This window comes from Streptomyces sp. NPDC094143 (genome assembly GCF_040303825.1).
In the GTDB taxonomy this organism is placed as follows: domain Bacteria; phylum Actinomycetota; class Actinomycetes; order Streptomycetales; family Streptomycetaceae; genus Streptomyces.
The window spans coordinates 92,751-118,059 of sequence record NZ_JBEOTZ010000007.1 but is presented as its reverse complement, the minus strand read 5'-3'; the positions used below and the strand labels follow the sequence as shown (position 1 = coordinate 118,059).

General features: G+C 68.7%; 28 protein-coding genes and 1 tRNA gene. 23 read left to right on the top strand and 6 right to left on the bottom strand.

Annotated features, from left to right (window positions below):
• The first annotated feature begins 3 nt into the window (after positions 1-3).
• Complete coding sequence (locus tag ABTZ58_RS12020) at positions 4-924, top strand: aminoglycoside phosphotransferase family protein (protein ID WP_502996052.1); 921 nt, start codon at positions 4-6, stop codon at positions 922-924.
• Positions 925-1,603: 679 nt separating this feature from the next.
• Positions 1,604-3,106 (top strand): coiled-coil domain-containing protein, encoded by a 1,503-nt coding sequence (locus tag ABTZ58_RS12015; protein WP_351354012.1) that lies wholly within the window; start codon positions 1,604-1,606, stop codon positions 3,104-3,106.
• Positions 3,107-3,148: 42 nt separating this feature from the next.
• Here the strand turns inward: ABTZ58_RS12015 and ABTZ58_RS12010 are convergent, their stop codons facing one another.
• The gene (locus ABTZ58_RS12010; protein ID WP_351354009.1) at positions 3,149-4,297 is read right to left on the bottom strand and encodes a restriction endonuclease; all 1,149 of its coding nucleotides are present in this window, start codon (positions 4,295-4,297) and stop codon (positions 3,149-3,151) included.
• A gap of 488 nt (positions 4,298-4,785) precedes the next feature.
• Here ABTZ58_RS12010 and ABTZ58_RS12005 point away from each other — a divergent pair, with 488 nt between their 5' ends.
• Together ABTZ58_RS12005 and ABTZ58_RS12000 are read left to right on the top strand one after the other, a co-directional pair.
• Positions 4,786-5,073, top strand: a complete 288-nt coding sequence (locus ABTZ58_RS12005) for a hypothetical protein (protein ID WP_351354006.1) — start codon at positions 4,786-4,788, stop codon at positions 5,071-5,073.
• Between the two features lie 13 nt (positions 5,074-5,086).
• Positions 5,087-5,299, top strand: a complete 213-nt coding sequence (locus tag ABTZ58_RS12000; protein WP_351354003.1) for a hypothetical protein — start codon at positions 5,087-5,089, stop codon at positions 5,297-5,299.
• A gap of 232 nt (positions 5,300-5,531) precedes the next feature.
• Here ABTZ58_RS12000 and ABTZ58_RS11995 read toward each other — a convergent pair whose 3' ends face one another.
• Entirely contained in the window at positions 5,532-6,296 is a 765-nt protein-coding gene (locus tag ABTZ58_RS11995) for a hypothetical protein (RefSeq protein ID WP_351354000.1), read from the bottom strand.
• Positions 6,297-6,391: 95 nt separating this feature from the next.
• Here ABTZ58_RS11995 and ABTZ58_RS11990 point away from each other — a divergent pair, with 95 nt between their 5' ends.
• Entirely contained in the window at positions 6,392-6,853 is a 462-nt protein-coding gene (locus ABTZ58_RS11990; protein ID WP_351353997.1) for a GntR family transcriptional regulator, read from the top strand.
• Between the two features lies 1 nt (position 6,854).
• Positions 6,855-7,421: an HD domain-containing protein gene (locus ABTZ58_RS11985; protein WP_351353994.1), complete on the top strand. Its 567-nt coding sequence runs from the start codon at positions 6,855-6,857 to the stop codon at positions 7,419-7,421.
• Here ABTZ58_RS11985 and ABTZ58_RS11980 read toward each other — a convergent pair.
• Positions 7,409-7,882: an NUDIX domain-containing protein gene (locus ABTZ58_RS11980; RefSeq protein WP_351353991.1), complete on the bottom strand. Its 474-nt coding sequence runs from the start codon at positions 7,880-7,882 to the stop codon at positions 7,409-7,411. The genes ABTZ58_RS11985 and ABTZ58_RS11980 overlap by 13 nt on opposite strands.
• A 2-nt stretch (positions 7,883-7,884) precedes the next feature.
• Positions 7,885-8,643: an XRE family transcriptional regulator gene (locus ABTZ58_RS11975; RefSeq protein WP_351353988.1), complete on the bottom strand. Its 759-nt coding sequence runs from the start codon at positions 8,641-8,643 to the stop codon at positions 7,885-7,887.
• A 707-nt stretch (positions 8,644-9,350) separates the two neighbouring features.
• Here ABTZ58_RS11975 and ABTZ58_RS11970 point away from each other — a divergent pair.
• The 14 genes from ABTZ58_RS11970 to ABTZ58_RS11905 all read left to right on the top strand — a co-directional run bounded on the left by ABTZ58_RS11970 (position 9,351) and on the right by ABTZ58_RS11905 (position 20,320).
• Positions 9,351-9,614 (top strand): DUF6284 family protein, encoded by a 264-nt coding sequence (locus ABTZ58_RS11970; protein WP_351353985.1) that lies wholly within the window; start codon positions 9,351-9,353, stop codon positions 9,612-9,614.
• Complete coding sequence (locus ABTZ58_RS11965) at positions 9,611-10,144, top strand: hypothetical protein (protein ID WP_351353982.1); 534 nt, start codon at positions 9,611-9,613, stop codon at positions 10,142-10,144. Before ABTZ58_RS11970 ends, ABTZ58_RS11965 begins: the two co-directional genes overlap by 4 nt.
• The gene (locus ABTZ58_RS11960) at positions 10,141-11,151 is read left to right on the top strand and encodes a DUF2637 domain-containing protein (RefSeq protein ID WP_351353980.1); all 1,011 of its coding nucleotides are present in this window, start codon (positions 10,141-10,143) and stop codon (positions 11,149-11,151) included. Before ABTZ58_RS11965 ends, ABTZ58_RS11960 begins: the two co-directional genes overlap by 4 nt.
• A complete protein-coding gene (locus ABTZ58_RS11955; RefSeq protein WP_351353977.1) occupies positions 11,151-11,489 on the top strand; it encodes an RRQRL motif-containing zinc-binding protein in 339 nt (112 codons plus the stop codon). The genes ABTZ58_RS11960 and ABTZ58_RS11955 overlap by 1 nt, the downstream gene beginning before the upstream one ends.
• Before the next feature lie 25 nt (positions 11,490-11,514).
• A complete protein-coding gene (locus tag ABTZ58_RS11950; protein ID WP_351353974.1) occupies positions 11,515-12,015 on the top strand; it encodes a hypothetical protein in 501 nt (166 codons plus the stop codon).
• 19 nt (positions 12,016-12,034) lie between these two features.
• Entirely contained in the window at positions 12,035-12,580 is a 546-nt protein-coding gene (traA, locus tag ABTZ58_RS11945) for a plasmid transfer protein TraA (RefSeq protein WP_351353971.1), read from the top strand.
• Positions 12,581-12,652: 72 nt separating this feature from the next.
• The gene (traB, locus tag ABTZ58_RS11940; RefSeq protein WP_351354401.1) at positions 12,653-14,671 is read left to right on the top strand and encodes a plasmid transfer protein TraB; all 2,019 of its coding nucleotides are present in this window, start codon (positions 12,653-12,655) and stop codon (positions 14,669-14,671) included.
• Positions 14,672-14,852: 181 nt separating this feature from the next.
• Positions 14,853-15,302 (top strand): hypothetical protein, encoded by a 450-nt coding sequence (locus ABTZ58_RS11935; RefSeq protein WP_351353968.1) that lies wholly within the window; start codon positions 14,853-14,855, stop codon positions 15,300-15,302.
• A gap of 90 nt (positions 15,303-15,392) precedes the next feature.
• Positions 15,393-16,085: a class I SAM-dependent methyltransferase gene (locus ABTZ58_RS11930; RefSeq protein WP_351353965.1), complete on the top strand. Its 693-nt coding sequence runs from the start codon at positions 15,393-15,395 to the stop codon at positions 16,083-16,085.
• Positions 16,082-16,981, top strand: a complete 900-nt coding sequence (locus ABTZ58_RS11925; protein WP_351353962.1) for a bifunctional DNA primase/polymerase — start codon at positions 16,082-16,084, stop codon at positions 16,979-16,981. Before ABTZ58_RS11930 ends, ABTZ58_RS11925 begins: the two co-directional genes overlap by 4 nt.
• Positions 16,978-17,331, top strand: coding sequence for a hypothetical protein (locus tag ABTZ58_RS11920; protein ID WP_351353959.1), 354 nt, complete (start codon positions 16,978-16,980; stop codon positions 17,329-17,331). Before ABTZ58_RS11925 ends, ABTZ58_RS11920 begins: the two co-directional genes overlap by 4 nt.
• The gene (locus tag ABTZ58_RS11915) at positions 17,328-18,470 is read left to right on the top strand and encodes a DUF3631 domain-containing protein (RefSeq protein WP_351353956.1); all 1,143 of its coding nucleotides are present in this window, start codon (positions 17,328-17,330) and stop codon (positions 18,468-18,470) included. The genes ABTZ58_RS11920 and ABTZ58_RS11915 overlap by 4 nt, the downstream gene beginning before the upstream one ends.
• A 176-nt stretch (positions 18,471-18,646) precedes the next feature.
• Positions 18,647-18,850 carry a helix-turn-helix domain-containing protein gene (locus tag ABTZ58_RS11910; RefSeq protein WP_344539840.1) on the top strand — a complete coding sequence of 68 codons (204 nt, stop codon included), beginning with the start codon at positions 18,647-18,649 and terminating at the stop codon, positions 18,848-18,850.
• Between the two features lie 63 nt (positions 18,851-18,913).
• The gene (locus tag ABTZ58_RS11905) at positions 18,914-20,320 is read left to right on the top strand and encodes a tyrosine-type recombinase/integrase (RefSeq protein ID WP_351353953.1); all 1,407 of its coding nucleotides are present in this window, start codon (positions 18,914-18,916) and stop codon (positions 20,318-20,320) included.
• A gap of 46 nt (positions 20,321-20,366) precedes the next feature.
• On the opposite strand, the gene ABTZ58_RS11900 is transcribed toward ABTZ58_RS11905, so the two are convergent.
• Positions 20,367-20,440 (bottom strand) — tRNA-Thr (locus ABTZ58_RS11900).
• 267 nt (positions 20,441-20,707) lie between these two features.
• Between ABTZ58_RS11900 and ABTZ58_RS11895 the strand changes: the two genes are divergently transcribed.
• The 3 genes from ABTZ58_RS11895 to ABTZ58_RS11885 all read left to right on the top strand — a co-directional run bounded on the left by ABTZ58_RS11895 (position 20,708) and on the right by ABTZ58_RS11885 (position 23,337).
• Positions 20,708-21,796, top strand: a complete 1,089-nt coding sequence (locus tag ABTZ58_RS11895) for an ABC transporter ATP-binding protein (RefSeq protein ID WP_351353950.1) — start codon at positions 20,708-20,710, stop codon at positions 21,794-21,796.
• Between the two features lie 220 nt (positions 21,797-22,016).
• Positions 22,017-22,472: a hypothetical protein gene (locus ABTZ58_RS11890; protein ID WP_351353947.1), complete on the top strand. Its 456-nt coding sequence runs from the start codon at positions 22,017-22,019 to the stop codon at positions 22,470-22,472.
• A gap of 133 nt (positions 22,473-22,605) precedes the next feature.
• On the top strand, positions 22,606-23,337 hold the full coding sequence (locus tag ABTZ58_RS11885) for a nucleotidyltransferase family protein (protein ID WP_351353944.1): 732 nt from the start codon (positions 22,606-22,608) through the stop codon (positions 23,335-23,337).
• Positions 23,338-23,543: 206 nt separating this feature from the next.
• Here ABTZ58_RS11885 and ABTZ58_RS11880 read toward each other — a convergent pair whose 3' ends face one another.
• Complete coding sequence (locus ABTZ58_RS11880) at positions 23,544-25,235, bottom strand: DoxX family protein (protein ID WP_351353941.1); 1,692 nt, start codon at positions 25,233-25,235, stop codon at positions 23,544-23,546.
• Positions 25,236-25,309: the final 74 nt, after the last annotated feature.

Below are 25,309 nucleotides of genomic sequence, written 5' to 3'. Positions count from 1 at the left end.
ACCGTGCCGCATGTGATCGAGATTCCCCGCGAACTGGCCGCGTCACAGGAGAAGTACAACGGGGAGGCGGGCCGCGCCTTCATCGCCGCGCTGCCGGACCTGACGGCCCGCTTCCTCGACCACTGGGCACTGACCCCGGACGGGCCGCCCCTGCACGGCGTGTCCGCCCTGGTCCTCCCGGTCCGGGGCCGGGACGGTACGCCCGCGGTCCTCAAGCTCCAGATCCTCGACGAGGAGAGCGAGGGCGAACCGGTCGCCCTGCGCTGCTGGGACGGCGACGGGGCCGTCCGTCTCCTGGACCACGACGAGCCCACCGGCACCATGCTGCTGGAACGCCTCGACGAGACCCGCATGCTCTCCCACGTCGCGGACCCCCGCCAGGCCGTCGTCACCATCGCCGGGCTCCTCGCCCGCCTCACCTCGTTCCCCGCACCGCCGGGGATGCGCCGCCTCGGCGACATCGCCCGGGAGATGCTCGAGCAGACACCGCGGGCCCTGGCCCGCGTCCCCGACCCGGAGGCACGCGGCCTGATCGCGGACTGCGCGGCCGCCGTCCGCGAGGTCGCCGACGAACCGGGCGACCGCCTCCTGCACTGGGACCTGCACGACGAGAACGTCCTGGCCTGCGACCGCGCCCCCTGGCTCGCCATCGACCCCAAGCCCCTGGCGGGCGACCCCGGCTTCGACCTGTGGCCGGCCCTCGCCGGCCGCTACGACCCGGACGACGTCCACTGGCGCTTCGACGCCATGACCGACGTCCTCGCCCTGGACCGCGCCCGAGCCCACGCCTGGACCCTCGGCCGCCTCCTGCAGAACGCCCTGTGGGACATCGAGGACGCCCGCCCCCTCGACCCCGCCCCACTGGACATGGCCCGCCGCCTGAACAAAAAGCCCAGGTCCGGGACGACCCGGCCTGGGCATTGAGGGAGCCCCCTGTCGGATTCGAACCGACGACCTACGCATTACAAGTTGTCCGATCTTGGTCCGAGGGTGTCCGCAGAAATCCGCAGGGCGGCCCCGCCCCCTGATCAGGGGGCCTTCTCGGACGGCAGTGGACCAGGCTGCACAGCCATGGACTGAGCGCTAAGCGAGACCGCAACTGAGACAGGCTGCCCACCGCGGCATGTGATGAGCGGCTGCCCTCAAGGTGTGCGAGCCCGGCCGTGGGCACTCCACGGGCAGCGTCGCAAGCAGGACGACCCAGCAGACTGGGACGGGCACCAGCGGAGCCCGTCCCGGAGTGTGTTTATGAGGCGAGCACTGAAACGATCACCAGGAGGAGTGCAGCGATCGCGAAGGGGCTGTCAGACTGACCTTGCAACCACGTCAGGATCGTGCATACGGACGCCGTGACTTCGAGCGCCCCTTTCTGCTCCGGCTCTTTCTGAAACCACGGACTTGGCACTCTGACACTCCTTAGGATCGTGCTGCGACTGACGCAACTATGAGCCGCCTAGGGGGTGTTGCCTCTACTGGAACGCGTTGCCAACTCGCCGCAACGCTCGCAGTTGCAGGTCAGCGCGCACACGACGGGCAGTGCTGCCGACGGCGCAACACACGTTGCCAGCCTTTGGCAACACGCATGAGTGAATAAGGAGACCGCGTGACGGACAGCCCCTTCGCTCTTCGTCCTCTCAGCGACGACGTTCCGCGGGAGGCGGCACAACTTGCAGAAAGACTCCGCGAAGTCTTTGGGGCGTTGAACGTCTCAGTCCGTAGGTACGCAACGCGCACGAATAGAAACGCAGGTGCAGTCTCTCGATACCTGAACGGAACAAGGGTAGCTCCATGGGATTTCATCACCGAACTTTTAACTGAAGTCGCCCGAGTGAAGTCTAGGCCAGTTCAGACCGAAGTATTTGAGCACATCAGGACAGCTCATCGAGAGGCACTGAAGGCTACCAATAAGAAGCTGTTTGAACTACAGGAAATCCAGGACCAACTAGAGGCAGCAGACTTCCGCTCACAGCAAGCAGAGCTTCGCGAGAGAGTCCTGACCGAGGCTCTTTATACACGCGAGCGCCGCATAGCCGAGCTGGAAACCAAACATCTGGAGATGGCAGCACATTGGGAGAGAGATATTGAATCCCGAGAGGCCGAAATATCGAGACTCTCAGCTAGCCACAACACGAACACTGAGGAGTTGGCGCGGCTGAAGAGCGAGGTTGGGCGCCTGAGAATCGAATTAAACAACGCAAAAGAGGAAAGTCACCGAGCGGAGCAGCGGTGCAGGTTACTCGAAAAACGCCTAGAGAAAGCTGAAGAGTCGGCGCAGGCGGGACAGGAGGCAAAGGATGCAAGCGAATTGGAGGCTGCAAGGAGAGCTGCATCCGAAATTTCGAGCATCCTTGACGCAATGAGGGAGGAACTCGCCGTCCTCCGCAGTGAGCGAGACGCCAAGGTTACACAACGCCAGGACGAGACAGTCCAGACAAATTTCACAATTGATGAAATCGTAACCACCGGCAAGGTCGAGTTGGAGTCCTCAGAGCTCGTGCGCGAACTTATTCGGCTGGACGCACACGATGCCAAGGAGGACATAGTAATTCTCAGCCGTCATCTCGCACGCCAAAGCAGCAAAGAAAGGCTCTTCGAGATTTGCTGGGGGCTTATCGACCGCGGGTACGATGAGGTGGCGGAGAGACTGGCTGCCCACATCGGGGTTGAGCAAGATCTAGACTCCCTTATCCACTTTCTCCAATCGGTCGGCGCGAAAGATGTCAGCCGCTCGGCGAGCAGCCTGGTAGAACACGCTTTGACTGAATTCGCCTGGGCGCGATCCAGCGAGGATGTTCAGCCGTTCATTGAGGCACTGAACGAGGCTGGATGGGTTTCGTGGGCACTTCTCGTCGAGGACGAATGTGCAGTTCGCCGCCCCTCGAATGCATTGATTGACCTGCTGATCCTTTTGGAGGAGCAGCAGGGAAGAGAGATGCTGGAAAGAATCGCCGAGGCCAGGCCCGCAACCGACATCCCTCCGTTGATTATCAATATGAAGCAGCGAGGGCTTGAGAGCTTTGCGGCCCCGCTCTTGAAACTGGTCGCAGAAAAGCGACCACCGACGCATTCTGACGTCCTGCATGCGCTGGAGATTGCTGGCTTTTAGATCTTGACATCGAGGGCACCTTGGTGGGTCGAACGGCCAAGGTCACTGGGTACGCGGGAAGCTCTGCCGTAGCCAGTCACGCACTGCCGCGGGCGTGGTCCTGCCATGCTGCCTTAGCGCGTCCGTGATGTCGCGGCCACACACGATCGCGATCGGATGTCCGTCCTCATGTAGCTCGCTCTGAACCTGCCGGTTGAAGTGCGAAGTAGTCACCAGCACGCCGAAGTTTCGGTGCCGGATGCGGGAGATGAGTCGGGAGACCTCCCGGACACCTACGCTGTTGTCGGGTTCGTAGCACTTGGCTTCCAAGGCGAAGTCGATACTGATCGGGGCCGCTGGAGGCCCCAATACGTATGAGCCGACCGCGTCTCTGCCACCGTCGCGGCTCGGCCGGGTCACATCGACTGTCCCTGTGGCGGGAGCGATCAGCCGCCAGATGGCTACGGCACATGCCTCGAAGTCTGTCTCGCGCCCGCGGAAGTACTCCCGGATTTCCGCCAGAATGGCCTGGCCGACGCGGTCGTCGGGAAGCTGCTGTGCAGCTGAGCGTATGACCGTCGTGGCTGGTGCGAGCAGCGGCCGGTAGACCCGACTTTCAGCCCAGGTCCGCCAGACTTCCGGGCAATCGCCTTCCAGGGGGTTGCCGCCGGCCAGCACGTGCCGGATCCAAGCGCGGGGAACGCGAGCCTGGTCCAGTACGGTGAAGCGGGAGCGATAGTTCTGGAACCGCTGCGCGCCGGTCGTGCGCCAGATCGCCGAGAGTTCGTCGTCGGGTGCCAGTGTCGGTCCGCCTGGGGCGAGCAACCCGCGAAAGCGGACCGCACGGCCGGGTGCTGTCTTCTCGAAGAGCAGGAACGGCGGGACTCCGCTGGCCCGTTCCTGCGCGGACCCGTGAGAGAGGGCGAAGGCGTCGCGCAGCAGCACGTTGCCCTTGCGCGGCGTGTCATGAAGGCCCTTGCCTGGGGTGCGGTTGTCGCCGTAGTAGGTGAAGGTGCCGGTTTCAGTGTCCAGGTGGTCCGGCCAGTCCACCGCTCCGCTGCTGGTGTACAGCACCGCCAGGCGCACCGTCCCCTTCACCGGGGACCCGGCGTAACGGAACCCGCCCTGGTTGCCGGTACCGGGCAGCAGCTTGCCGATGGGGTCATCGCCGGAGTGCCCGAGGCTCCCGCCGGCGTAGACAGCGTCGACCACCAGGTCAGCTCCACCGAGGTCCGCAAAGCGAACGTCCAGTTGGGCCGAGCGAGGGGTAGGGATCATGGGCTACGTCTACCAGACGGCTACGACACTCCAGCAGGGCCCGTCCCGAGCTGGGTCACCGACCGGCAGCTTCACAGCTCCCTCGCGATCACTCGTTCGTCCGCATCTTGACCTGCGGCTTTGCATGTCTCATGAGAAGACTCGCTGGATCGCGTCCACCCGTCGTCCTGATCTTGCAAGTCTCAGAGCTAGACGGAAGGTATGTAGGCATGCTCCCGTACCCGGGCATAACTGACGAGCAGTTAGCTTCGCGTGCGAGTGACGCCATGTTGATGGCATCATGCGGTGTCACGCTCTAGCAGCCGGGGGGACGGGTGGCTTGGCTGATCTCATTGGTGCTCGCGGTCGGGGTGTCGGGAGCACAGACTTGGCTGAAGCTGGTTTCCAGGGAACCGCCACCTGGGAAGAAGCATGCCCTCACCATGGACGACGCGGTCTTCTGGATCGACTGGACAGTCACGGCCGTCGTTGCTTTGTGCGGCTCGCTCATCGCTGCAAGCCTGGAGCACAAACCAATTGCCCTAAGCACGGTTTCCGTAGCACTAGGTGCCATCCTGGTGGGCATGACCATCATGCCGTTCGGGGTTCGCATGATCTGCTATGACGGCTCCGGCGTCATCAAGGGCTGGGTACATGTGATCTGCGCCAATGCCTTCGGGTTGATCGTCCTGATGTCAGCGGTCGCTGCGGGGGTGAAGCTCTATGCGTAGCTTGAGGGCAACGTTGATCGCCATCCTTGCGCTCCTGGTAACGCTGGTCACGACCCTTCTGTCCGTGCTCGTGACGGGCGAAGCTTCCGCTGACACCATCGCGCAAAGCGTCATGACGGCTATTGCCGCTGGTAGCGGCGTCATCGTAGTGGCTGAGAACTTGATCAGCCGCAGGAACGCAGCTGAAGGGGAACGAAACAACGACGGCCCCGAATCAGACTTGTAGACCGACGTCGGCATGAACTACAGCGCAGCCAGCTGCAATGCGCGCTACCAGAAGAGTCCGCCAGGTATCTAGGTATGACGAGTTGTCCGATCTTGGTCCCCGGTATCCGGGAACGTTCGCAAGGCGAGCAACGCCCCTGATCACGGGCGGCTTCAAACACCGATGGACGACGGCATACGGTAGCGGATCCGTCGACATTTGAGACCGGACTCAGCATTTACCCCCTCCGGCCTCAGCCTCCGAGGAAGCCTGCGATCCCCTGTCCAAGTTGGGCCGCCCCTTGCCCGGCGGACAGCATGGTGTCCAGCGTCTGAACGGCATCCTTAATCCTTTGCCACAAACCGACTCGTTCCAGATCCTCCTGCGCGTTCACTCGGCCAGTGGCACCCATCAATGCGAACAGCGCGTCATCAAGCGGTTGAGTTCCAGCAAACCGGACGTTGTGCGCGGCATGCAGCAACGCAAACAGATGGTTCAGCATGGCGCGCTTGACCTGGTCGGGAAGAGTCGCGGCTGCAACCTCCACAATCAGCTCATTGATCAGGTCAATGACCCGCTCAAGGTCCTCATCGGAGATCACGGGCTCGGGTGCATGACGATGAAGCTCATACGAACAGAAGGACAAACTGCTAATAGCCGCCGACTGAGGAACGACGCCGCCAGTGGCGAACGCAGTGAACACCGTCCACAAACTCTGACGAGTCAAGACAGCAGCCATCCCACGTTCGACCCCGTCGAGATGAGTGAGCAACTGTTCTTGACGCTCATCATCCACGGGGAGGGCACGAACAGCTTCGCGGACTTGGGCTGGCAGGCTCACGACAGCTCCCACGACGGCCACCTCTCTGGCCACACTGGTGCCATCGACCTCGGCCAGCTCAAGGATTGCCTCCCAGGCAGGCTTCTGCTTCTGCATTTGGTCGGTGTTGGAGCGCGCGTGCAGGTCCAGCAGCAGCGTGCGCAGACGACCAGCGGGGTTATCCACGTACTCAACCATGTGATCACGGTAGTGCTCGGCTTCAGCCAAAGACGGCCAAACGCCAGCAGTGGGAAGCTAGACCCAGACCACCCGCGAGCGGAGAGGGAGAGCGAGTGTCACAACAGGCCAGCCCTAGGGGCACCTTTCTGAAGATCGCCGACGCGGTGAAGAAGCAGATCGAGGCCAACCCGGAGATGGCGGAGCTTCCCTCGCTCGCTGAAGTTGTTCGGGACCACAACGTCTCGCGCGGTGTCGCACTCCGAGCGTTCGCGGTGCTGCGCCAGGAGGGCCTTGCCGAACCGGTTCCAGGCGGCCGGTGGCGCGTGCTTCGACCAGGATCGCGGCCCGAACGCCGCCCGCTCGAACAGCGAATCGCGGACATCATCGCGGCTGATGGACTCAGAGTGGGGGAAGCGTTCCCGAGTGCCTCCGTGCTCGCCGACCGGTTCGGGGTCTCTCGCCCCACAGTGACCAAGGCTCTGGTCAAGCTCGAAACCGCCGGCGTGCTGTCGGGGGGAGGACAGGGCAAGGTGCGGACGGTCCGCGCCGTGCCGACCCGAGAGGAGCGTTCGTAGAGTGCCGAAGTTGACGGAGTGGGCCTATCCCCTGGCTGAGTCACTGCTCGCCGATCCGCTGCCGCGGCGGTGGAAGCACTGCCTCGGAGTAGCCGAGAGGGCCCGCACGATCGCGCTCGTACTCGACCAGGACGCAGACCTGCTGGAGGCCGCCGCGGTCCTGCACGACATCGGCTACGCGCCGGACCTGGCCAAGACCGGCTTCCACCCGTTGGACGGGGCCCGCTACCTCCGGGACGTGGCCGGCGCCGACAACCGCGTCATCAACCTGGTCGCCCACCACTCCTGCGCCTGGATGGAAGCGGAAGCGCGCGGCATGCGCGAGGAGTTGGAGGGCGAGTTCCCCCGCGAGAGCGCGCACCTGAACGACGCGCTCTGCTACTGCGACATGAACACCACGCCGGACGGCACATTCACGAACCCGATCGACCGGATCAACGAGATCGCCGGCCGGTATGGGCCGGACAGCCTGATCGGGCAGTTCATCCGCCGGGCCGAACCGGAGATCCTCGCCTGCACGTCCCGCGTGCTCGAACGGGTCGCCGCGGCCAAGCGTCAGCCGATGTAGGGAGTCGTGCGCGCCCGGTCCAAGGCGTGCTCGATCCGGAGCCGCATCGTGGGGTGCACGTCCAGCGTCGTCAGGTCCGCTGGGTCAACCCAGCGGACCTGAGTCGTCTCGTTGCTCGTTCGGAGTTCACCGCCGACCGGCCGCGCGCGGAAGCAGATGCTGAACTGCTGGCGTACCTCGCCGTCGTCGTACTGCATCACGTGCCCGGGGTCCGTGTAGATCCCGGACATGTTGACGACTTCCGCCTTGATCCCGGTCTCTTCCCAGACTTCGCGCACAACGGTGTCGCTGATCGACTCACCCACGTCGTGACCACCACCGGGCAGTGCCCAGCGCCCGTTGTCGGAGCGCTGGATCATCAGCACCTGTCCCGCGTCGTTCTGCACGAACGCGACGACGGACGGCACGACCGAGTTAGCCGGCGGGGCGTCCGGATCGTGCAGGTAGTCGATGCGTCCCATGCTCAAGCTCCCGTGAAGTCGCGTTCGGTTACTGGCCTGGCGCCTTCCCAGGTCTGCTGAACGCTATTGGCGAAGGTGTCGAACAGACCAGCTCCGGGGAGTCGCCGCAGGTGGAACACGGGCGCCATGTAGGCCCCGATGCCGTACACGTGCGTGTTGGCCAACATCTCGTCATCAGCGCGGTAGATCGAGTTGTAGAGCACCGTGTCGTGCAGGCGGAAGGCGATCTCGGGGTGGCTGGTGAACAGCGGGCGGTAGTTGACCAGCGCGTTTCGGATCTTGCCATCCATGATGCGGTGCCCTTCGTCGATGCCGCGTCGGATGACGGCTTCGCACTCTGGATCACCCATGAGAACCCGGATGCGGACACCACTCTCAGCCTTCTCCTTCAAGGTCGAGAAGAAGAGCGGGTCCTCTGCCAGGTAGATGCCGGCGTACACGAGGATGTCGATGCGCTCCGTGGCGCGCTCGCACATCTGACGCCAGAGGGCTGACGGCACGACGTGCCGATGGGGGTAGACAGCCACGATTTCTGCTTTGGTCAGGTCCGCTGCGCTCTCAACAGCTCGGCTGTCATCCCACAGCGTCGTGACGTCGACGTTCAGCGCCGCCGCCGTTGCGTACTGGTGACGCCGGTATGGGACCTTGCCCTGCGTGATCCAGCGTTCGACCGTCTTCGGGATGACGCCGATCTCTTCGGCGAGGCTCTGCACGGTCATGCCGCGGGCGAGGAGGGCGGACCGTAAGCGCTCGTTCGACATCTGCACCCCCGTAGGGACTTCTAGGGACTTCTTGACCGTAGCCAGAAGGCCGCTAGCTGTCTAGGTGTGGGGTGCCCAACTCCCCTGACCTGCAGGGATCCTGAATGTGCGCCAGGAAGTCCCGGCGCGAAAACCAAAGGTTCCGTCGATGCGCTTGACGGACCCATATGCAGTACCTGTAAAACAGGTACTGCATCGACCGAACGCAACACCTCGGTCGGGTGGCGGCTTCATGCCGCATGCGCAGAAGGCGGGGACGCTGCAATCCCGCTGAAGGCCAGGCAGAACAGGGCTCCGGCCCGTACTGGCGAGGTGGCCCGGCGACCGCGAGCAACGGCCGGAGGGTGGGGACGTGGTCCCCCTTGCAGTGATTCACCCCTGTTGATCTCGCCTGAGAGGCATTCCAGTGCATCGACTAAGACTCTCGGCGCCCCCGCGATGGACCGGCCGGCGGGCGCCGCTGCTGTATCCCGGCCTGTGAGCGGAACACGCGCTCGCGGCCCATCTGGTCCGCCTCTTCCTGCCATCGCAGCGGCTAAAGCTGCGGCCGGTTGCCTCCCTCGTCCGTCCGAGCCCGCGCACGTGGCGGGGGCCGAACGGGCGAGGCGTGGGGAGCCGGATCTACCGACTTCAACGGCGAGCGGCTCCCGGGGTGCCACCCGGGAGCCGCGTTCGGGCCGCTTCACCTGCTAGGGAGACCACGACCCATGGACCACATCGTCACTGTTCAGGACGCTGTTACCGCGTTCACCGACTGGATCGAACCGACGGACGCAGAGCTGGACGCCATCGAGGCGGAGATGCCCGTGATCCGTGCGGAGATGGAGCTGCTGGACGCGCAGATCGTCGTCATCGACCGGACCCCGACCGTGCTGGACGAGCGGCGTATCCGCCGGGCCCGCCGGCGCGTGCTGGCCGCGCACCGCAACCTCGTCAACGGCCTGGCCGAGCAGTCGGGCGGTGCCGCGTGATCCGCATCGTCACCCGGGCCCGCATCGCCCGGATTGAGAACGAGGCTCGCGCCGCCGTTGCGCAGGCCCGGCAGACCAGCGCCGCGGCGAACGAGGCGTTCGGCCGGCACGTCCGCGAGCTGTACGCCGTCACGGACCGCGCGGAGCGGGCGGAAGCGACCACGGCCGAGGTGGGCACGCTCCTGGCCCGTGCGATGGAGGAGCTGTCCGCCGCGCAGCAGGAATTGCTGCTGCGGGACATCGAGATCCGCCGGCTCCGGCAGGAGCGTGAGGGCGAGTCGCTGGAGGGGCGGACGCTGACGGTGCTGCTGCACTACGGCGAGCCGCACACCATCTACGCGACCCGCCAGGAGGCTCACGCCGACACCGCCACGCACGGCATGCCGGCGGACCACGTGTGGAAGCCCTGCGGTGAACACCCGGCCTCCGCGTTCAAGTGGCGGTGTGAGGCGTTCATCTACAACCCCGCCTCCAACGGCTTCCGCCGCGCTCAGATGCCCGCCCCGAAGCCGATCGAGGGGGCGGCGTGAACAGCGTTCAGACCCGTTCAGCAGAACGCGCCCTGTCCGGCGGCACATGGCTGATCGTGTCCGGCGCAATGCTGTACTCGATCCTGACCGTGACGCCGCTGATGGCCAAGCACACGGCCGAGAAGTGGGACTGGACGGCCCCGATCCTGCCCCTGGTGGTGGATGCCGCGGTGGTCATCGTGGTCAAGCTCGATGACGTGCTGGCCCGCCTGGGCGGGCACGGCGGACGCTGGCCCATCACGCTGCGGTGGATGACCGGCCTGATGACCCTCGCGCTCAACACGGCCGACTCCGCGTTGAAGAAGGACCTGGTCGGCGTGGCTGTCCATGCGGTGGCGCCGCTGCTGCTGATCGTCACAGCGGAGACCAGCCTGGCCTACCGCCGGGCTATCGCTGCCGCGGTGGCGGCTCTGGAAACCCAGCAGCGGGCCGAGCGGGAGCGGCGGGAGCAGGCGGCCCGGGAGCGTGCCGAGCAGGCGCGTGCCGAGGCTCGCGAGGAGCGCGAGCACGCCGCCATGCTGGCGCGTGAACAGCGTGAACACGAAGCCCGCTTGGCGCGCGAGCAAGCCGAGCGCGAGGAGCAGCGGCGCCGCGAGGAGCGTGAGGCCCGGGAGCGGGCGGAGGCTGCCGAGCGAGAGGCTCGTGAACGCCGTGAACGCGAGCGTGAACAGCGTGAACAGGAGCGGCTGCACCGTGAACAGCAGGCCCGGGAACGGGCCGAGGCCGAGCGCCGCGAGCGTGCCGAGCAGGCGGAGCGTGAACGCCGTCAACGCGAGGAGCGGGCCGAGCGTGAACGCGCCGCGCTGCTGGAGCGCGGCCCCGCGGAGGTGAAGCTGCCAGAGGATGAGGCGCGCCGGATCGTGGCCGCCGGGTTCGCGTCGGGCCTGTCGGTGCGGCAGGCGGCGGAGCTGTGCGGCTGGTCGGTCGGCTGGGTCTCCCACCGCTACGCCGAACACCGCGACCCCGCAGCCCGCGGTCGCGCTGAACTCGCCATCGCAGGCCAGTGATGGGCGCCGTCCCCGTCTACCGGTGGCGGCTCGCCCCGGACGGCCTGGCCACCCGCCGCCAGCTCCGCGCCCTCGGGCTGCGCCCGGGTGGTCAGGAGGTGGCGGCACAGATCGAACGGCCCCGCCGACGGCGGGGCCCGCTGGTCGCCTACCTCTACCGCATCGACGCCGCGAAGCCGGTACGTGCGATGACCCCGGCCCGCTGGGCGGCCCTGGCCAAGGCCAACGCCGCCCGGCGTACCTGTCCGCGCTGCCGGCTCGACGTCGGCTACTGCATCCCCACTTCGCACGGCATGTGCGGCCGGTGCCTGGCCGCCGAAGAACAGCGCGCCGCCTGAACCCCTTCGACCTAGGAGTTTCGCTGTGTCCAGCCGTACCCGCACTCGCACCGTGAAGACGGCCGCGGGCATCCACACCGTCCGCATCCCCCGCCAGCGTGGCCGCCGCGGCGCCGACCCGTTCGTCATTGTCGTCCCCGAGCGCCCCTCCCTGACCCGCGAAGCGCTCGGCTTCGTGGGCCGCGGTCTGTGGACGTTCCGCCGCGCCCTCGCTCCCACCGGCCTGTCCGTGCTCGCGTTCCTGGTGGCCGGGCTGCTGCACCTGATCGCCTGGTGGTCCGCTCTCGTCATCGCCCCCGCGGCGGCCGCACCGCTGGGGTGGGTGCTGGTCATGCAGCGCCGCCGCCCGGCCCGCGCCGCCGCGCTCGCTTGGCGTATCGGCCTGGCCGCGCTCGCCACGCTCGCCGCGGTGTGGCTAGCGCTGGCCGCCGGGTTCGGTCCACTCGCCGGGCCGCTCGCGCTGCTGTGGCTGCTCATCCTGATCGCCGCGCAGACCGCGTGGCTCATCATCCGCCCGTCCCGCTGACCCGAGGAGACATCGTCTGATGGCGCAGAACACCCACGGCCGGCGTGCGCGCGGGCCCGTGAACGACCCCAAGACCGGCAAGTTCGCCAATGCCGGCGCCGCGGCCGGCGGGTTCGTCGGGGCACTGGGCGGCTCGATCGTCCCGCCGATCAACGTCACCGTGAACAACAACAAGCAGGCCAGCGGCTCCGCTGGGCGCCGCGCGCATGCCGAATCGCTGCTGCCTGCGCCGGAGTTCACCTCTCCGGCGCAGGTGCGGAACTACTGCAACACCCTGCGGGCTGCCGCGGTGACGCTGTCGATCGAGGTGGCGATGGGTGCCGAGATCCTCAAGGGCGTGCTCGCGGCCGTGCCGGACCCCGAGGGGCGACCGTTCGGCTCGCGGATCCGCGCGGCGAAGGTGACGCGGAAGATGCAGCGCGCCGCGGATGACCTGCGGGACGCCGCGAAGAACGCCGCCGCCTGCTACTCGACCTTCCAGCAGGAGTTCGAGGAGGAGATCAACCGCGTCCGTCACCGCGCCCGCAAGCCGCAACAGCCGGTCATGAACTGGGCCCAGCAGTAAGGAAGGTCGCCTGCCATGGCAAGGAACAGCTCTGGCCGCCGCGTGCGGCACTCCGACTTCCTCGACAACGGGATGGTCGCCCAGTACACCGGTTCCGGCCTGCTCCCCGGTGAGGGCGGCGGGGGCAGCATCGGCGCCTACCTCGTCCAGCGGGCCATGCCGCATCTGCCGCCGTGGGTGGCCGCGGCCGGTATCGGCATCGCCGGCGGGCTCGGCAGCCTCCAGTGGGCTCAGAGCGCCGCGGCCGGGGTCGGCCTGACCCTCGCCTCTGTCGGCCTCACCGGCGCCACGTGGTGGATGGGCAAGTCCACCACCCAGCAGCGGCGCCTCCACTCCGCCATCACCGTGGCCGCGGCGTCGGCGTGGACCACGGCCGCGTGCCTGGCCGGACCCACCGCGGGCCCGCTGCCCGACCTGTACCTGATGGGCGCCCCGGTGGTGGCGCTGTCGTGGAACATCCGCATGATCCTGCGCCGCAACGACGACCCGGCCGGCCAGAACGGCGACAAGGGCCTGCTGGAGAAGGTCGGCCTGGCTCGGGCGCAGATCGGCAACGCCAAGGTGGAGCCCAACCGGGTCACCGCCCCGCTCGCGGTGGAGGCGGGTGAGCAGACCAACGACGACGTGTCCAAGGCCCTGGGCCGGATCGCCTCCGCCCTGGACCTGCCCACCTCCGCCGTGCGTTACCGCCCCGACCCCGACTCCTCCCGCCGCGGCGACCTGGTCATCGTCCCTGAGGACATGCTGGCGGACGTGGTGGAGTGGGACGGGCCGTCGAACCTGGGCGGCTCGATCGCTGATCCGCTGGTCATCGGCCGCTACGACGACGGCGCCCCGATGCTGCTGTGGCTGCCCGGCGACCCGGAAGCAAAGCGCAACTCCACCCACGTCCTCGTGGCCGGCGGCACCGGATCCGGCAAGGGCGACACCGCCCTGAACCTCCAGACCGAGATCCTGTCCCGCACGGACGTGATCCTGTGGCTGTCGGACCCCAAGGCGTTCCAGGACTTCCGCCCGCTGCTGCCCGGCATCGACTGGGCCGTCGAGGGCGGCGCCCCCACCGAACTGATGGTGGAAGCCCTTCAGGCTGCGATTCCGGCCCGGACGCGGTGGCTCGGCGCCCACCACTACCGGCAGTGGGTCCCGGCCTGCGCGCAGACGCAGAACGACCCGGCTCACTCCTGCCGGCCCGGCGGCCGTGCCTGTGGCTGTGAGGGGATGCCGTTCCTGGTCGCGTGGATGGAGGAGGCCGCCAACACCCTCCGGGCGCTGGGGGACGACGCGTTCACCGGGATCGCTCAGGAAGCCCGCTCTGCGGGGATTTCCCTGATCGTCTCGCTTCAGCGTCCCTCGTACGACCAGATGTCCACCAGCACCCGCGCCTCGCTGCCGTCCGTGATCGCTCTGGGTTGTGACCCCCGCGACGAGGGATTCAGCCTCCCCGAGTCGGTCATCGACGCCGGCGCTCACCCCGGAGCGTGGGGCAACCGGCGCCCCGGCTACTGCTACCTCGTCAGCCCCGGCATCGACGAGGACCGCTACGCCTCCCCGGGCCGCACCCGGGCCTTCACCCACCGCGCCACCGCGCTCATGGAGCAGCTGGCGGCGTGGGCCCTGGCCAACGGCGCCACCGCGGACCCGGTCACCGCCGGCGCCGCGGTGAGCATCGCCGGCAACGCCTACATCGGCCGCGCCGCAGAAGCGGCCAGCACGCCTCAGCTCACCGTCGTGCAGCAGGAGGACGACATGCCCCACGGCAAGCACGTGGACCCCGAGGACGCGGACATCGACCCCGAAGCCGACCTCCCCGAGCCCGAGCAGGGCGACGACGCACCGATCTTCGGTCAGGAAACCGGCCGCAAGCCCTCCCCCGAGGAGGCACGGGAGTTGTTCGCCCAGGCGCTGGAGGAGTTCGAGCAGCACGGTCAGATGATCGTGGGCCCGGTCGACTTCACCGACTGGTGCGACCGCAACCAGCTCTCCCGCTCCTGGGTCTCCCTGCGCCTGAAGGAAGCCGCCATCGACGGCCGGCTGGAGCCGACGAACACCACCGGCCGGTGGCGCATCGTCCCCATCCTCGCCGCCGCCTGACCCGCCCTAACACCCGTAACGGTGTTACGGCCCCTAACACCCAAACCCCTAGGCAGAAACGGTGTTACGCGCCATCACAGCAACCCGTAACACCTTTTCTGACACCTGCCTCACACCCCACCCGAACCGGGCCCACGCCACCCACCGGCGCGGGCGCGCTGTTTCCCCGAAAGGGGCACTCATGACCCACCCCGAACAGCCCGCGCCGATCGAAGTCCACCAGCCCACACCGCTCACCCCCTACACCCCCGCCGTGGCGGCCCCGACACTGCCGCAACCGGGACACGTCCCGACCGTGGCGAGCATCGTCCTGCCAGACGGCCGCGTCATCACCGGCTACGCCGTCCATCCCGTCCAGACCGAACCGGTCACGCCGAAGTCGCCGGTCTCCCGCACGGCGGTGAACGTCGCCCTCGGGGGTGTCGGGTTCCTCGCCGTCTGCGGCGGCCTGCTGCTGCTGACGTCGTTCATCGCGGCTCTGACCGCTTTCGTCACCCAGCTCATCACCCTCGCCGCCGTCGTCTTCGGCGGCTGGATCGCCGTGCAGGTGTTCAGCGCGAGCAGCCACCGTGGCGGGACCACGGTCAACATCCGCAAAGCCGTGATCAAGCGCAACCACTTCCACAGCTAGCTACGCCAAGGGCGGCCCCTCCCTCTCGCCAAAGAAGCGGGGCCGCCCTTGTCCACCTGCCAACCACTTGACCTGTGGAGGTCTCCCAGCATGACGCAACCCGCCACCTTCCGGCGAGTGCACGGCCACCGGCCGCGCTTACTGGACCTGTACTGCTGCCAGGGCGGCGCCGGCAAAGGTTACGACGACGCCGGATTCGACGTGACCGGCGTCGACAAGGACCCGCAGCCGCGCTACCCCTTCCGGTTCGTACAGGCGGACGCCATCGCCTACGTGCTGGAGCACGGCGCGGAGTTCGACTTCATCCACGCCTCGCCGCCGTGCCAGCACGACACCGAATGCCAGCGCATCCGGGGAAACGCCCACCCCGACCTGATCGCCCCCACCCGCACGGCGCTGAAGGCGACCGGCCGCCCGTGGGTAATGGAGAACGTGCGCGGGGCGGTGCCCAAGCTGCGCGAGCCGGTGATGCTGTGCGGGCAGATGTTCGCCCTGGCCAACTACCGGCACCGGTACTTCGAGACCGGCGGCGGCTTCACCCTCGCCCAGCCCTACCACCCCGCCCATGTGGTGCCGCAGGCCAAGATGGGCCGCCCTGTCCCGCCCGGCCACTACGGCCAGTTCGTCGGCAACTTCTCTGGCGTCCCTCTGGCCCGTGAGGTGCTGGGGGTGCCGTGGATGAACCGCGACGGCATCCGCGAGTGCATCCCCCCGGCCTACGCCCACCACATCGGCCGCACCGCACTCACCACGCTCGCCGCCGGGCTGGAGGTAGCCGCATGAACAACGCGTTGATGCGCGCCGCCCTGACTGCCGCCGAACGCGGCTGGCACGTCTTCCCGCTCCGCCCCAACACCAAGCGGCCCGCCCTGCACGGGGAGAACGCCTGCCCCCGCACCGGGCCCTGTACCAGCGGGCACCGCAAGTGGGAGGAGCGGGCCACCACCGATCCCGACCGCATCCGGGCCGCCTGGGCACACGCCCCGTTTAACGTCGGTATCGCAACCGGCCCCTCCGGGCTGCTGGTCGTCGACCTGGACATGCCCAAGGACAACAGCAACACCGACGCGCCTGACGGCGCGGCGACCTTTACGGCGCTCTGCGAGCGCACCGGGCAGCCCGTCCCACGTACCCGCACAGTGCGGACTGCGAGCGGCGGGCTGCACCTGTACTTCACCGCCCCCGCCCCCGTGCGGCTGCACAACACCGCCGGGACGCTCGCCCCGCTGGTCGACACCCGTGCATGGGGCGGCTACGTCGTCGCCGCCGGCAGCACCGTCGACGGCGCCCGGTACGAGCTGGAAGGGCCCGCCCTGCTGCGGCCCCTGCCCGACTGGCTCAAGGCCCTGCTGGTGCCCCCACACCCCGTCAACCGGCTGTCCGTGGCCGCACCTGGCAACGCGCGCCGCCGCCCCTACGTCGCGTCCGCCCTGGCGAAGGAGACAGCCGCCGTCACAGCAGCCCCCGAGGGGCAGCGCAACGCGACCCTCCTGCGCGCGGGGCGGGCGCTGGGCCGGTTCGTCGCATCCGGCGGCCTGACCCGTACCGAGGTGGAAGACGCTCTTCAAGGGGCAGGGGAGTCGGCCGGACTGTCCGCTGCCGAGTGCCGCGCCACCCTGCGCAGCGCCCTGGACTGGTCCATCACCCACAACCAGACCAGCACGCGGGAGGCGGCATGAGCACCCCTGCCCGCCCTTTGAAGAGCCTCACCGGGCCCCCGGCCGGCCCGCTCGCCGCACGGTCGACCGCACCCGAGGCCACCGTGGGCGAGCCGAAGGGCGCCGCCCGTCAGGGCGTCCGAACTGCTTGCAGCCCCGACCCGCACGGATACGACGGACGCCGTCCCATCGCGTGGCTGCACATCGTCGCACCGCGCGGCGCCACACCCACCGCCACCTCCCGGTGCGCGTGCGGACGCGACCGCTCAGCCATCGGCACGGCACGGGTGCTCGCCCTGATCGACGACCACACCGCCCACCGCACCGCATGCCCCCTGCGCCACCCCCAGGAAGGAAGGGCCGCCGCATGACCCCCATCGACGGCGCCGCACTGCTCGACGAGGTGGAAGACTTCCACCGCCGTTTCAACGTCTTCCCCACCGACGCCGCGTTCGTGGCAGTCGCCCTGTGGGATGCACACGCTCACCTGCTCGACTGTTTCGACTCCACCCCTCGGCTGGCGTTCCTGTCTCCCGAGCCGGGGTCGGGCAAGACCCGCGCGCTGGAGATCGTGGAAACCCTCGTCCCGCAGCCCATGACAGCCGTCAACGCCTCCGCAGCCGCCCTGTTCCGGTCCGTATCCGCCGGCACCGCCAAGCCGACCATCCTGTTCGATGAAATCGACACGGTCTTCGGTCCCAAGGCAGGCGACAACGAGGAACTGCGCGGGTTTTTGAATGCCGGGCACCGCCGGACCGGCGTGACCTACCGATGCATCGGCGACGGTGGGCAGCAGAGCGTGCAGGCGTTCCCCTCGTACTGCGCGGTCGCGGTCGCCGGACTCGGCTCCCTGCCCGACACGATCCTGTCCCGTTCAGTCATCATCCGCATGCGGCGCCGGGCCAGGAACGAGAAGGTCGAACCCTTCCGGGCCCGCGTCCACGAGGCCGAGGGGCACAAGCTCCGTGACCGGCTCGCCACGTGGGCGGAACAGGTCCGCGATGCCGTCATGGGGGCGTGGCCGACCATGCCGGACGGGGTGACCGACCGGCCGGCCGACGTGTGGGAACCGCTGATCGCGGTCGCTGACGCCGCCGGGGGCGAGTGGCCCGAGCGGGCCCGCACTGCCTGCGTTGAACTGGTCACCGCGTCGAAGGCCAACGACAAGGGCAGTCTCGGCGTGCGGCTGCTGACCGACCTGCGCGACCACGTCATGGTCGGCATCGACCGCCTGCCCACCGTCGCGATCCTGGACCGGCTGAACGCCCTGGATGACGCCCCGTGGGCCGACCTGCACGGCAAGCCGCTGGACAACCGGCGTCTGTCCAAGATGCTCGCGGAGTACATGACGGTCGACAACGAACCGATCACGTCCCGCAACATCAAGACGGGCGGGAGCGTGCTGAAGGGCTATTACGCCGCCGATCTCACCGACGCGTGGGCCCGCTACTGCCCCCCACCCCCGGAAAGTCCGCTACCTCCGCTACCGGGCACCGAAAACGCTGCCTGACCAGCACAAATGGGGTAGCGGCAAGCGACCCCGGTTGCCGCTACCGCCCCGCTACCCATCCGCTACCGCTACCCCTTCCCGCTACCCCGGCAGGCCCCTGACCTGCACGGTAGCGGCGGTAGCGGAAGTAGCGCCTCTCAGAAGGTCCCTGGACGCCTGCCGAGGAGACACCCCGGATGAGCACCGCGATAGCTGCCCCCGTCGACCGCCTCCTGTACAAGCCCGAGGAAGCCGCCGAAGCGCTCGCCATCGGTCGATCCACCGTCTACGAGCTGATGGCCGAGGGCTCCCTGAAATACATCAAGTTGGGCCGCACGCGGCGGATACGGCGCGTGGACCTCGAAGCGTACGTAGCGAATCTCGCTCCCTTGCCCAACTGAGTCACGCAAGCCCTGAGGCGCCCTGAGCACCCCGCTCGGGGCGCCTCCCGCATGGAGGAGCACATGAGCCCCCGCAAGGCCAACATGGAATCGTCCATCTACTTCGGCGCCGATGGCTGGTGGCACGGCCGCGTGACGATGGGCGTCAAGAGCGACGGCAGCCCCGACCGGCGCCACCGCCGGGCCCGGACCGAAGCCGAGGTCAGGCGCAAGGTGAGAGAGCTGGAGCGCCAGCGGGACCAGGGCCGCGCCCCCGCAGCGGGCCGCAAGCCGACCGTCGCGGCCTGGATGGAGACCTACCTCACCGACATCGCCAGCCTGAAGCTCAAGCCGCGCTCGCTCGACGACTACTGGTCGAAGACCCGGAACGACATCATCCCCGGCGTCGGCAAGCATCGCATCGACAAGCTGCAGCCCGAGCACCTGGAACGGATGTACCGGGCCATGCTCGACGCCGGCCACGCCCCTTCGCACGTCCTCAAGGTGCACCGCATCCTGTCGCGCGCCCTCAAGATCGCTCAGCGTCGCCGCATCGTCGCTGAGAACGTCGCCACGCTCGTGGACCCTCCGAGCATCGACGAAATCGAGGCCAACCCCTTCACCAAGGAGGAGGCCCGAGCCTTCTTAGAAGCCGCGGCAAAGCGCCCCAGCTTCATGCGGTGGATCGTCGGCGTCGGCATGGGGTTCCGGCAGGGCGAGACGCTCGGGCTGCGCTGGTCGTACGTCGACCTGGAGGCGGAGCTGTTCCGCCCCGAGTGGCAGTTGCAGCGGCTCACGTGGCGGCACGACTGCGACGACCCGCACGCCTGTGGGGGACGCCTGCACCGCTTCGAGCCGTGCCCGCCGGACTGCACCGCGCACAAGAGCTACAAGCGCGGCTGCCCGAAGCCGTGCACCAAGACGTGCACCAAGCACGCGAGCACCTGCCCGCAGCGCAAAGAGGGCGGACTCACCTTCACCCGGCCCAAGACCAAGAAGAGCCGGAACGCCGTGCCGATCCCGCCCGTCTTCATTCCCTTCCTGCAGGACCACAAGGCTCAGCAAGAAGCGGCACGGCAAGCCGCCGGGGAGCTGTGGCAGGAGCATGACGTCGTGTTCGCGAGGCCGGACGGCCGGCCGCTGGACCCGCGTGCCGACTACGAGGAGTTCAAGGAGCTGCTCAAGGAGGCCGGGATCGACGACCGCCGCCTGTACGACGGGAGCCGCCACACCGCCGGCACGATCCTGAACGAGCTGGGCGTCGACATGCCCACGATCATGGAGATCCTGCGTCACACGCAGATCAGCCAGACGCGGCGGTACGTCAAGGGCCGGTCGCATCTCTCGAAGGATGCCATGCGGCGGATGGGCGAGTTCTTCGTGCCGCCGCCGTCGCCTCTACCGCTCTCGGATCCGGGCCCCACTGAGACCAGAACTGAGACCGCCGACACCCGCGCGGCCCGCTCCCGGCGCCGCCGCCGGATCCGCTGACGACGAAACCCCAGGTCAGAGCAGACCTGACCTGGGGTTTCAGCAGAGCCCCCTGTCGGATTCGAACCGACGACCTACGCATTACAAGTGCGTTGCTCTGGCCAGCTGAGCTAAGGAGGCACGCGCGCCACGACGCCGCGCGCGAGGCGGCACCACTGTACACAGAGGCCGTTACCCGGAGCCACGGAGTTCGGGCCACCCCGGGCCCGTCTCGAAAATTTCCGCGAAGTTCACATGCCCGGAACTACTGACAGACGTGTGAACGCCAGGTACCGTCCTGAGCCAGTTCACACGCGTGGACTACACCACAACGGAACACCGTCGTGGCACCGCCTTCCTACTCGGATCGTCCGGCACGTTCCTGCCGGTAGAAGGGGTTCATCCACCATGGCCACTGTGCAGTTCGACAAGGCGACCCGGATCTACCCGGGCTCCACCAAGCCCGCCGTCGACGCTCTCGACATCGACATCGAGGACGGCGAGTTCCTCGTCCTCGTCGGTCCTTCCGGCTGCGGCAAGTCCACCTCGCTCCGCATGCTCGCGGGGCTCGAGGACGTCAACGCCGGCGCCATCCGCATCGGCGACCGCGACGTCACCCACCTGCCGCCGAAGGACCGGGACATCGCCATGGTGTTCCAGAACTACGCGCTCTACCCGCACATGACGGTCGCCGACAACATGGGCTTCGCGCTCAAGATCGCCGGCGTCAACAAGGCGGAGATCCGGCAGAAGGTCGAGGAGGCCGCGAAGATCCTCGACCTCTCCGAGTACCTGGACCGCAAGCCGAAGGCCCTCTCCGGCGGTCAGCGCCAGCGTGTCGCCATGGGCCGCGCCATCGTGCGTGAGCCGCAGGTGTTCCTCATGGACGAGCCGCTGTCCAACCTGGACGCCAAGCTCCGTGTGTCGACGCGTACGCAGATCGCGTCCCTCCAGCGCCGCCTCGGCATCACCACCGTCTACGTCACCCACGACCAGGTCGAGGCCATGACGATGGGCGACCGCGTGGCGGTCCTCAAGGACGGTCTGCTCCAGCAGATCGACACCCCGCGCAACATGTACGACAGGCCCGCCAACCTCTTCGTGGCCGGCTTCATCGGCTCCCCGGCCATGAACCTGGTCGAGGTGCCGGTCACCGACGGCGGCGTGAAGTTCGGCAACTCGGTCGTGCCGGTGCAGCGTGACGCGCTCACCGCCACCAGCGACAAGACCGTCACGGTCGGCGTCCGCCCCGAGCACTTCGACGTGGCCGGCCCCGAGTCCGACCAGGGCCTCGCGGTCACCGTCAACGTCGTCGAGGAACTCGGCGCCGACGCCTACGTCTACGGCACCGCCAAGCTCGACGACGACGCCAAGGACCTCGTCGTCCGCGTCAACGGCCGTGACGTCCCGGAGAAGGGCAGCCAGCTGCGCGTCGTCCCGCGCTCCGGCGAGACCCACGTGTTCTCCACGTCGAGCGGCGAGCGCCTCTCCGACTGATCAACCGGCGAACCCACCACTCCGGGTGAATCACCCGGTCTTTGACGAAGAGGGCCCCGCGAGCTGCTGCGGGGCCCTTCTCGTTGTCGACAAATACCCCGGCAGACCGGACGTTTCGAGCGTTGTGCGTCAACCCTGTACCCAGAAAGGGGCACTTCCTCATCCCCCGAACCGGTGACTAAATGTCTACAAACCATTACGGGGCGCTACCCTCACACGCGTGAAGCACTCCAACAACCCTCAGACGCGACGCGGCCGGGGCCCCGCCCGCCGGATCGGCCGCACCCTCGCTTTCGTCCTGCCCGTCGTCCTGGTGCTCTCCGGGACCCTCGCGGTCACCCGAGTCAACTGGTCGGGCCACTCCACCGACCCGGTGCTCGCCGCAGCGGACACCGCCACGTCCGCCGGCGCCTCCCGCGCCGCCGAGCGCGCCCCCCAGGACGTCCTGCGCGACAGACTGCTGACCGAGCTGCAGCAGGAGAACCCGGGTGTCGCCCTCACCCACCTCCAGCAGGCCGTCAACGGCCGCCCGTCGCTCGCCAAGCACTGCGCATCCATCGCCCGCGCCCTCGGCCAGGCGGCCGTCCGGGTATACGGCCCGACCCGCGCCCAGTCCTACGCCCGCCCGGTCTGCGACACGTCCTTCGCCACAGGCGTCGCCGCGGCACACAGCTGAGCGCGCCGCCCCGGCGCAGACCGCCGGGTGAACACGACGGCGGACCGGCACCGGCCGGGAAGCCGGTGACAGCCGACGAGGGAACCGACTTCCCCCGTCGTCCCGGGCGGGACGCCACGTACAGTTCGGTCCCATGAGCGATCCGAACGCCGCGTCCCGCCCCGTTCAAGCCGTCGTTCTGGCCGGCGGCCAGGGCTCCCGGCTGCGTCCGTACACCGACGACCGGCCCAAGCCGATGGTCGAGATCCCCGGGACGGGGACTCCGATCATCGGCCATCAGCTGTCCTGGCTCGCCGAGGAGGGCGTGACGGACGTCGTGGTCTCCTGCGGCCACCTCGCCGATGTGCTGCAGAAGTGGCTGGAGACGGCCGATCTGCCCCTCTCCGTCACCACCGTCGTCGAGCCCGAGCCCCTCGGCCGCGGCGGCGGCCTCAAGTACGCCGCGGCACGTCTGCCCCACCCCGACCGGCCCTGGTACGCCACCAACGGGGACATCTGGACGCGGTTCTCGCTGCGGGACATGGCGGACTTCCACGCCGAGCGCGACGCGATCGCCACGGTGGCGCTGGCCCGGCCCCGGCTGCCGTGGGGCGCGGTCAAGACCGACGGCTTCGGCCACATCACCGACTTCATCGAGGCCCCGCCCTCGACGTTCGAGATCAACGCGGGCGTCTACGTCTTCTCCCCCGAGTTCACCGGGCTGCTGCCGCAGCGTGGGGACCACGAGCGGACGACGTTTCCGCATCTGGCCCGTGAGCGGCGCCTCGCCGGGTTCACGATCCCGCAGGGGTCCTACTGGCGGGCCATCGACACCGCGAAGGACCTGACGGAGGCGGCCAAGGAACTGGCGGCCCTGGGCCGCTGAGGGCGCCGTCCACGGCCACCGGCCACCGGGCACCGGGCACCGGGCACCGGGCACCGACGAGGGTCCCCGCGCCCGGCCAGCTAACCAGCACCCGGGCACCGGAAGGGTCCCGCGCCTCCCGGCCGGTCAGCCGGCACCCGGGTAGCGAAAAGGGCCCCGCACCACGTGGTGCGGGGCCCTCGCCGTCTCTCGTTCGGGTCGGCCGGCTAGCCCAGCAGACCGCCCACCAGGCCCGGGCGGCCCGTGGACGAGGAGCCGTCGCCGCCCGTGCCGGCGCCGCCGGTGGAGCCCGAGCCGCCCGTGGCGCCGCCGCCGGACGTGGGGCCCGAGGTCGTGGTCGGCGCCTGGTCGACCGGGGAGGACTGCTGCGGCGGGGCCTGGCCCCCGGTGCCCTGCGTCTGACTCGGGGAACCGCCGGTGACCGTGCCGGTGTCGCGGGTGGCCTCCGGCCGGGTCGTGGTGCCGGCGCTGGGGCTGGCCGAACCGGCCGTCGCGCCCTGCGTGGGCGAGGAGGAGGCCGACGGGGTCCGCTTCTCCTGCCGCTTGCCGGGCTCGCCGGGGAGCGGGGAGCCGGGCAGCTCGTTGCGCGGGGCCTCGCCGGGGCCCGGGACGACGACCCGGTCGGCGTCGCGGACGGCACCGCCGAGCAGCGAGCCGACGAGCAGGGTGAGGCCGATGGCGACGGCGGTGACCAGGGCGCCCCGGCGCAGCACGTACCGGCGCAGGTCCCAGATGTCCGCGCGGGGGCCGAGGCGCCGCCAGGCGCTGCCGGCCAGGCGGCCGTCGACGGAGTAGACGGGGGCACCGGCGATGATCAGCGGCGACCAGGCGGCGAGGTAGATGATGTCGGGCGTCTCGTAGGCCGGGACGCTCTTCCAGCTGACGGTGACCAGCAGCGCGGCGGAGAGCAGGGCGCCGAAGGCCGCGGCGACGCGCTGCCAGCAGCCGAGGACCGTCAGGACGCCGACGATGACCTGTGCGAAGGCGATGACCAGTCCGGAGCCCACCGGGTGTTCGAGGGCGAACTGGCGCAGCGGCTCGGCGACTTCCCAGGGGTGCAGGGTGTTCAGCCACTTCACCATGGAGCCGCGCTTGCCGCCGTCGAAGTAGACGGGGTCGCACAGCTTGCCCATGCCGGCGTAGATGGAGATGAAGCCGAGGAAGACGCGCAGCGGGAGCAGGACGACGCCGAGGTTCATGCGGCGGCCCGGGAAGTAGGCGTGCCGCGCGGGGTCGTCGCCATGGCGCCTGACGTGCCGTTCGGACTCCTCCTCCTCGCCAGGGAGGTCCTCGAACTCGCCTTCCGCGTAGCCCGGTTCGTCGTAGGCGCTGCCGACCGTGCGCATGCGGGGCAGCAGCCGGGTGCCGTCGGCGGGGTCGTGGGAGCGCTGAGGGCCGACGACAGGGGTCTCGACCGTCTGGACGAGGTCGTCCTCGTGGCCGCCGCCCTCGTACCCGGTGGTGTAGCCCGCGCCCTCGTGGCCCGCGTCCACGCGGGAGATGACCTGGGTGGCTCCGGTGTCGGAGGTGAGCTCCTCGGCGTGCCGCACGCTCTCGTGCCGCACGGCCTGCAGGAGCCGGTGGGCGCCGGTGTCGTCGGGCGCTGATCTGCCGCTCCATACGACCGGCCGGCGCCGGGTGGTGGCGCCGTCCGCCGCGCCCCCGGCGGTGACGAGGGGGATGCGGGCGGTGCCCTCGGTGGCGTTCAGATGCCGTGCGACCCGGGGGGACCGGACGCGACGCGTCGATGCGCCCAACTGCACGCGGAAGCTCGCGTGGTTGACGATGACCTGCGCCGGGTCGCTCGGCACCTTCACCATGCTCAGCGCGGGAGCGTCGTCGAGTCCCGACGAGCGGTCCCCCGTGGGTGTGCGGGGTGTTCTGGTGTCCACACTCATCTAACCGAGTGACGTCGGGTTAGGACACTGCTTTGACCCGCCCTATCTGTCCGGATCCCGTCAAGCTTGTCCTC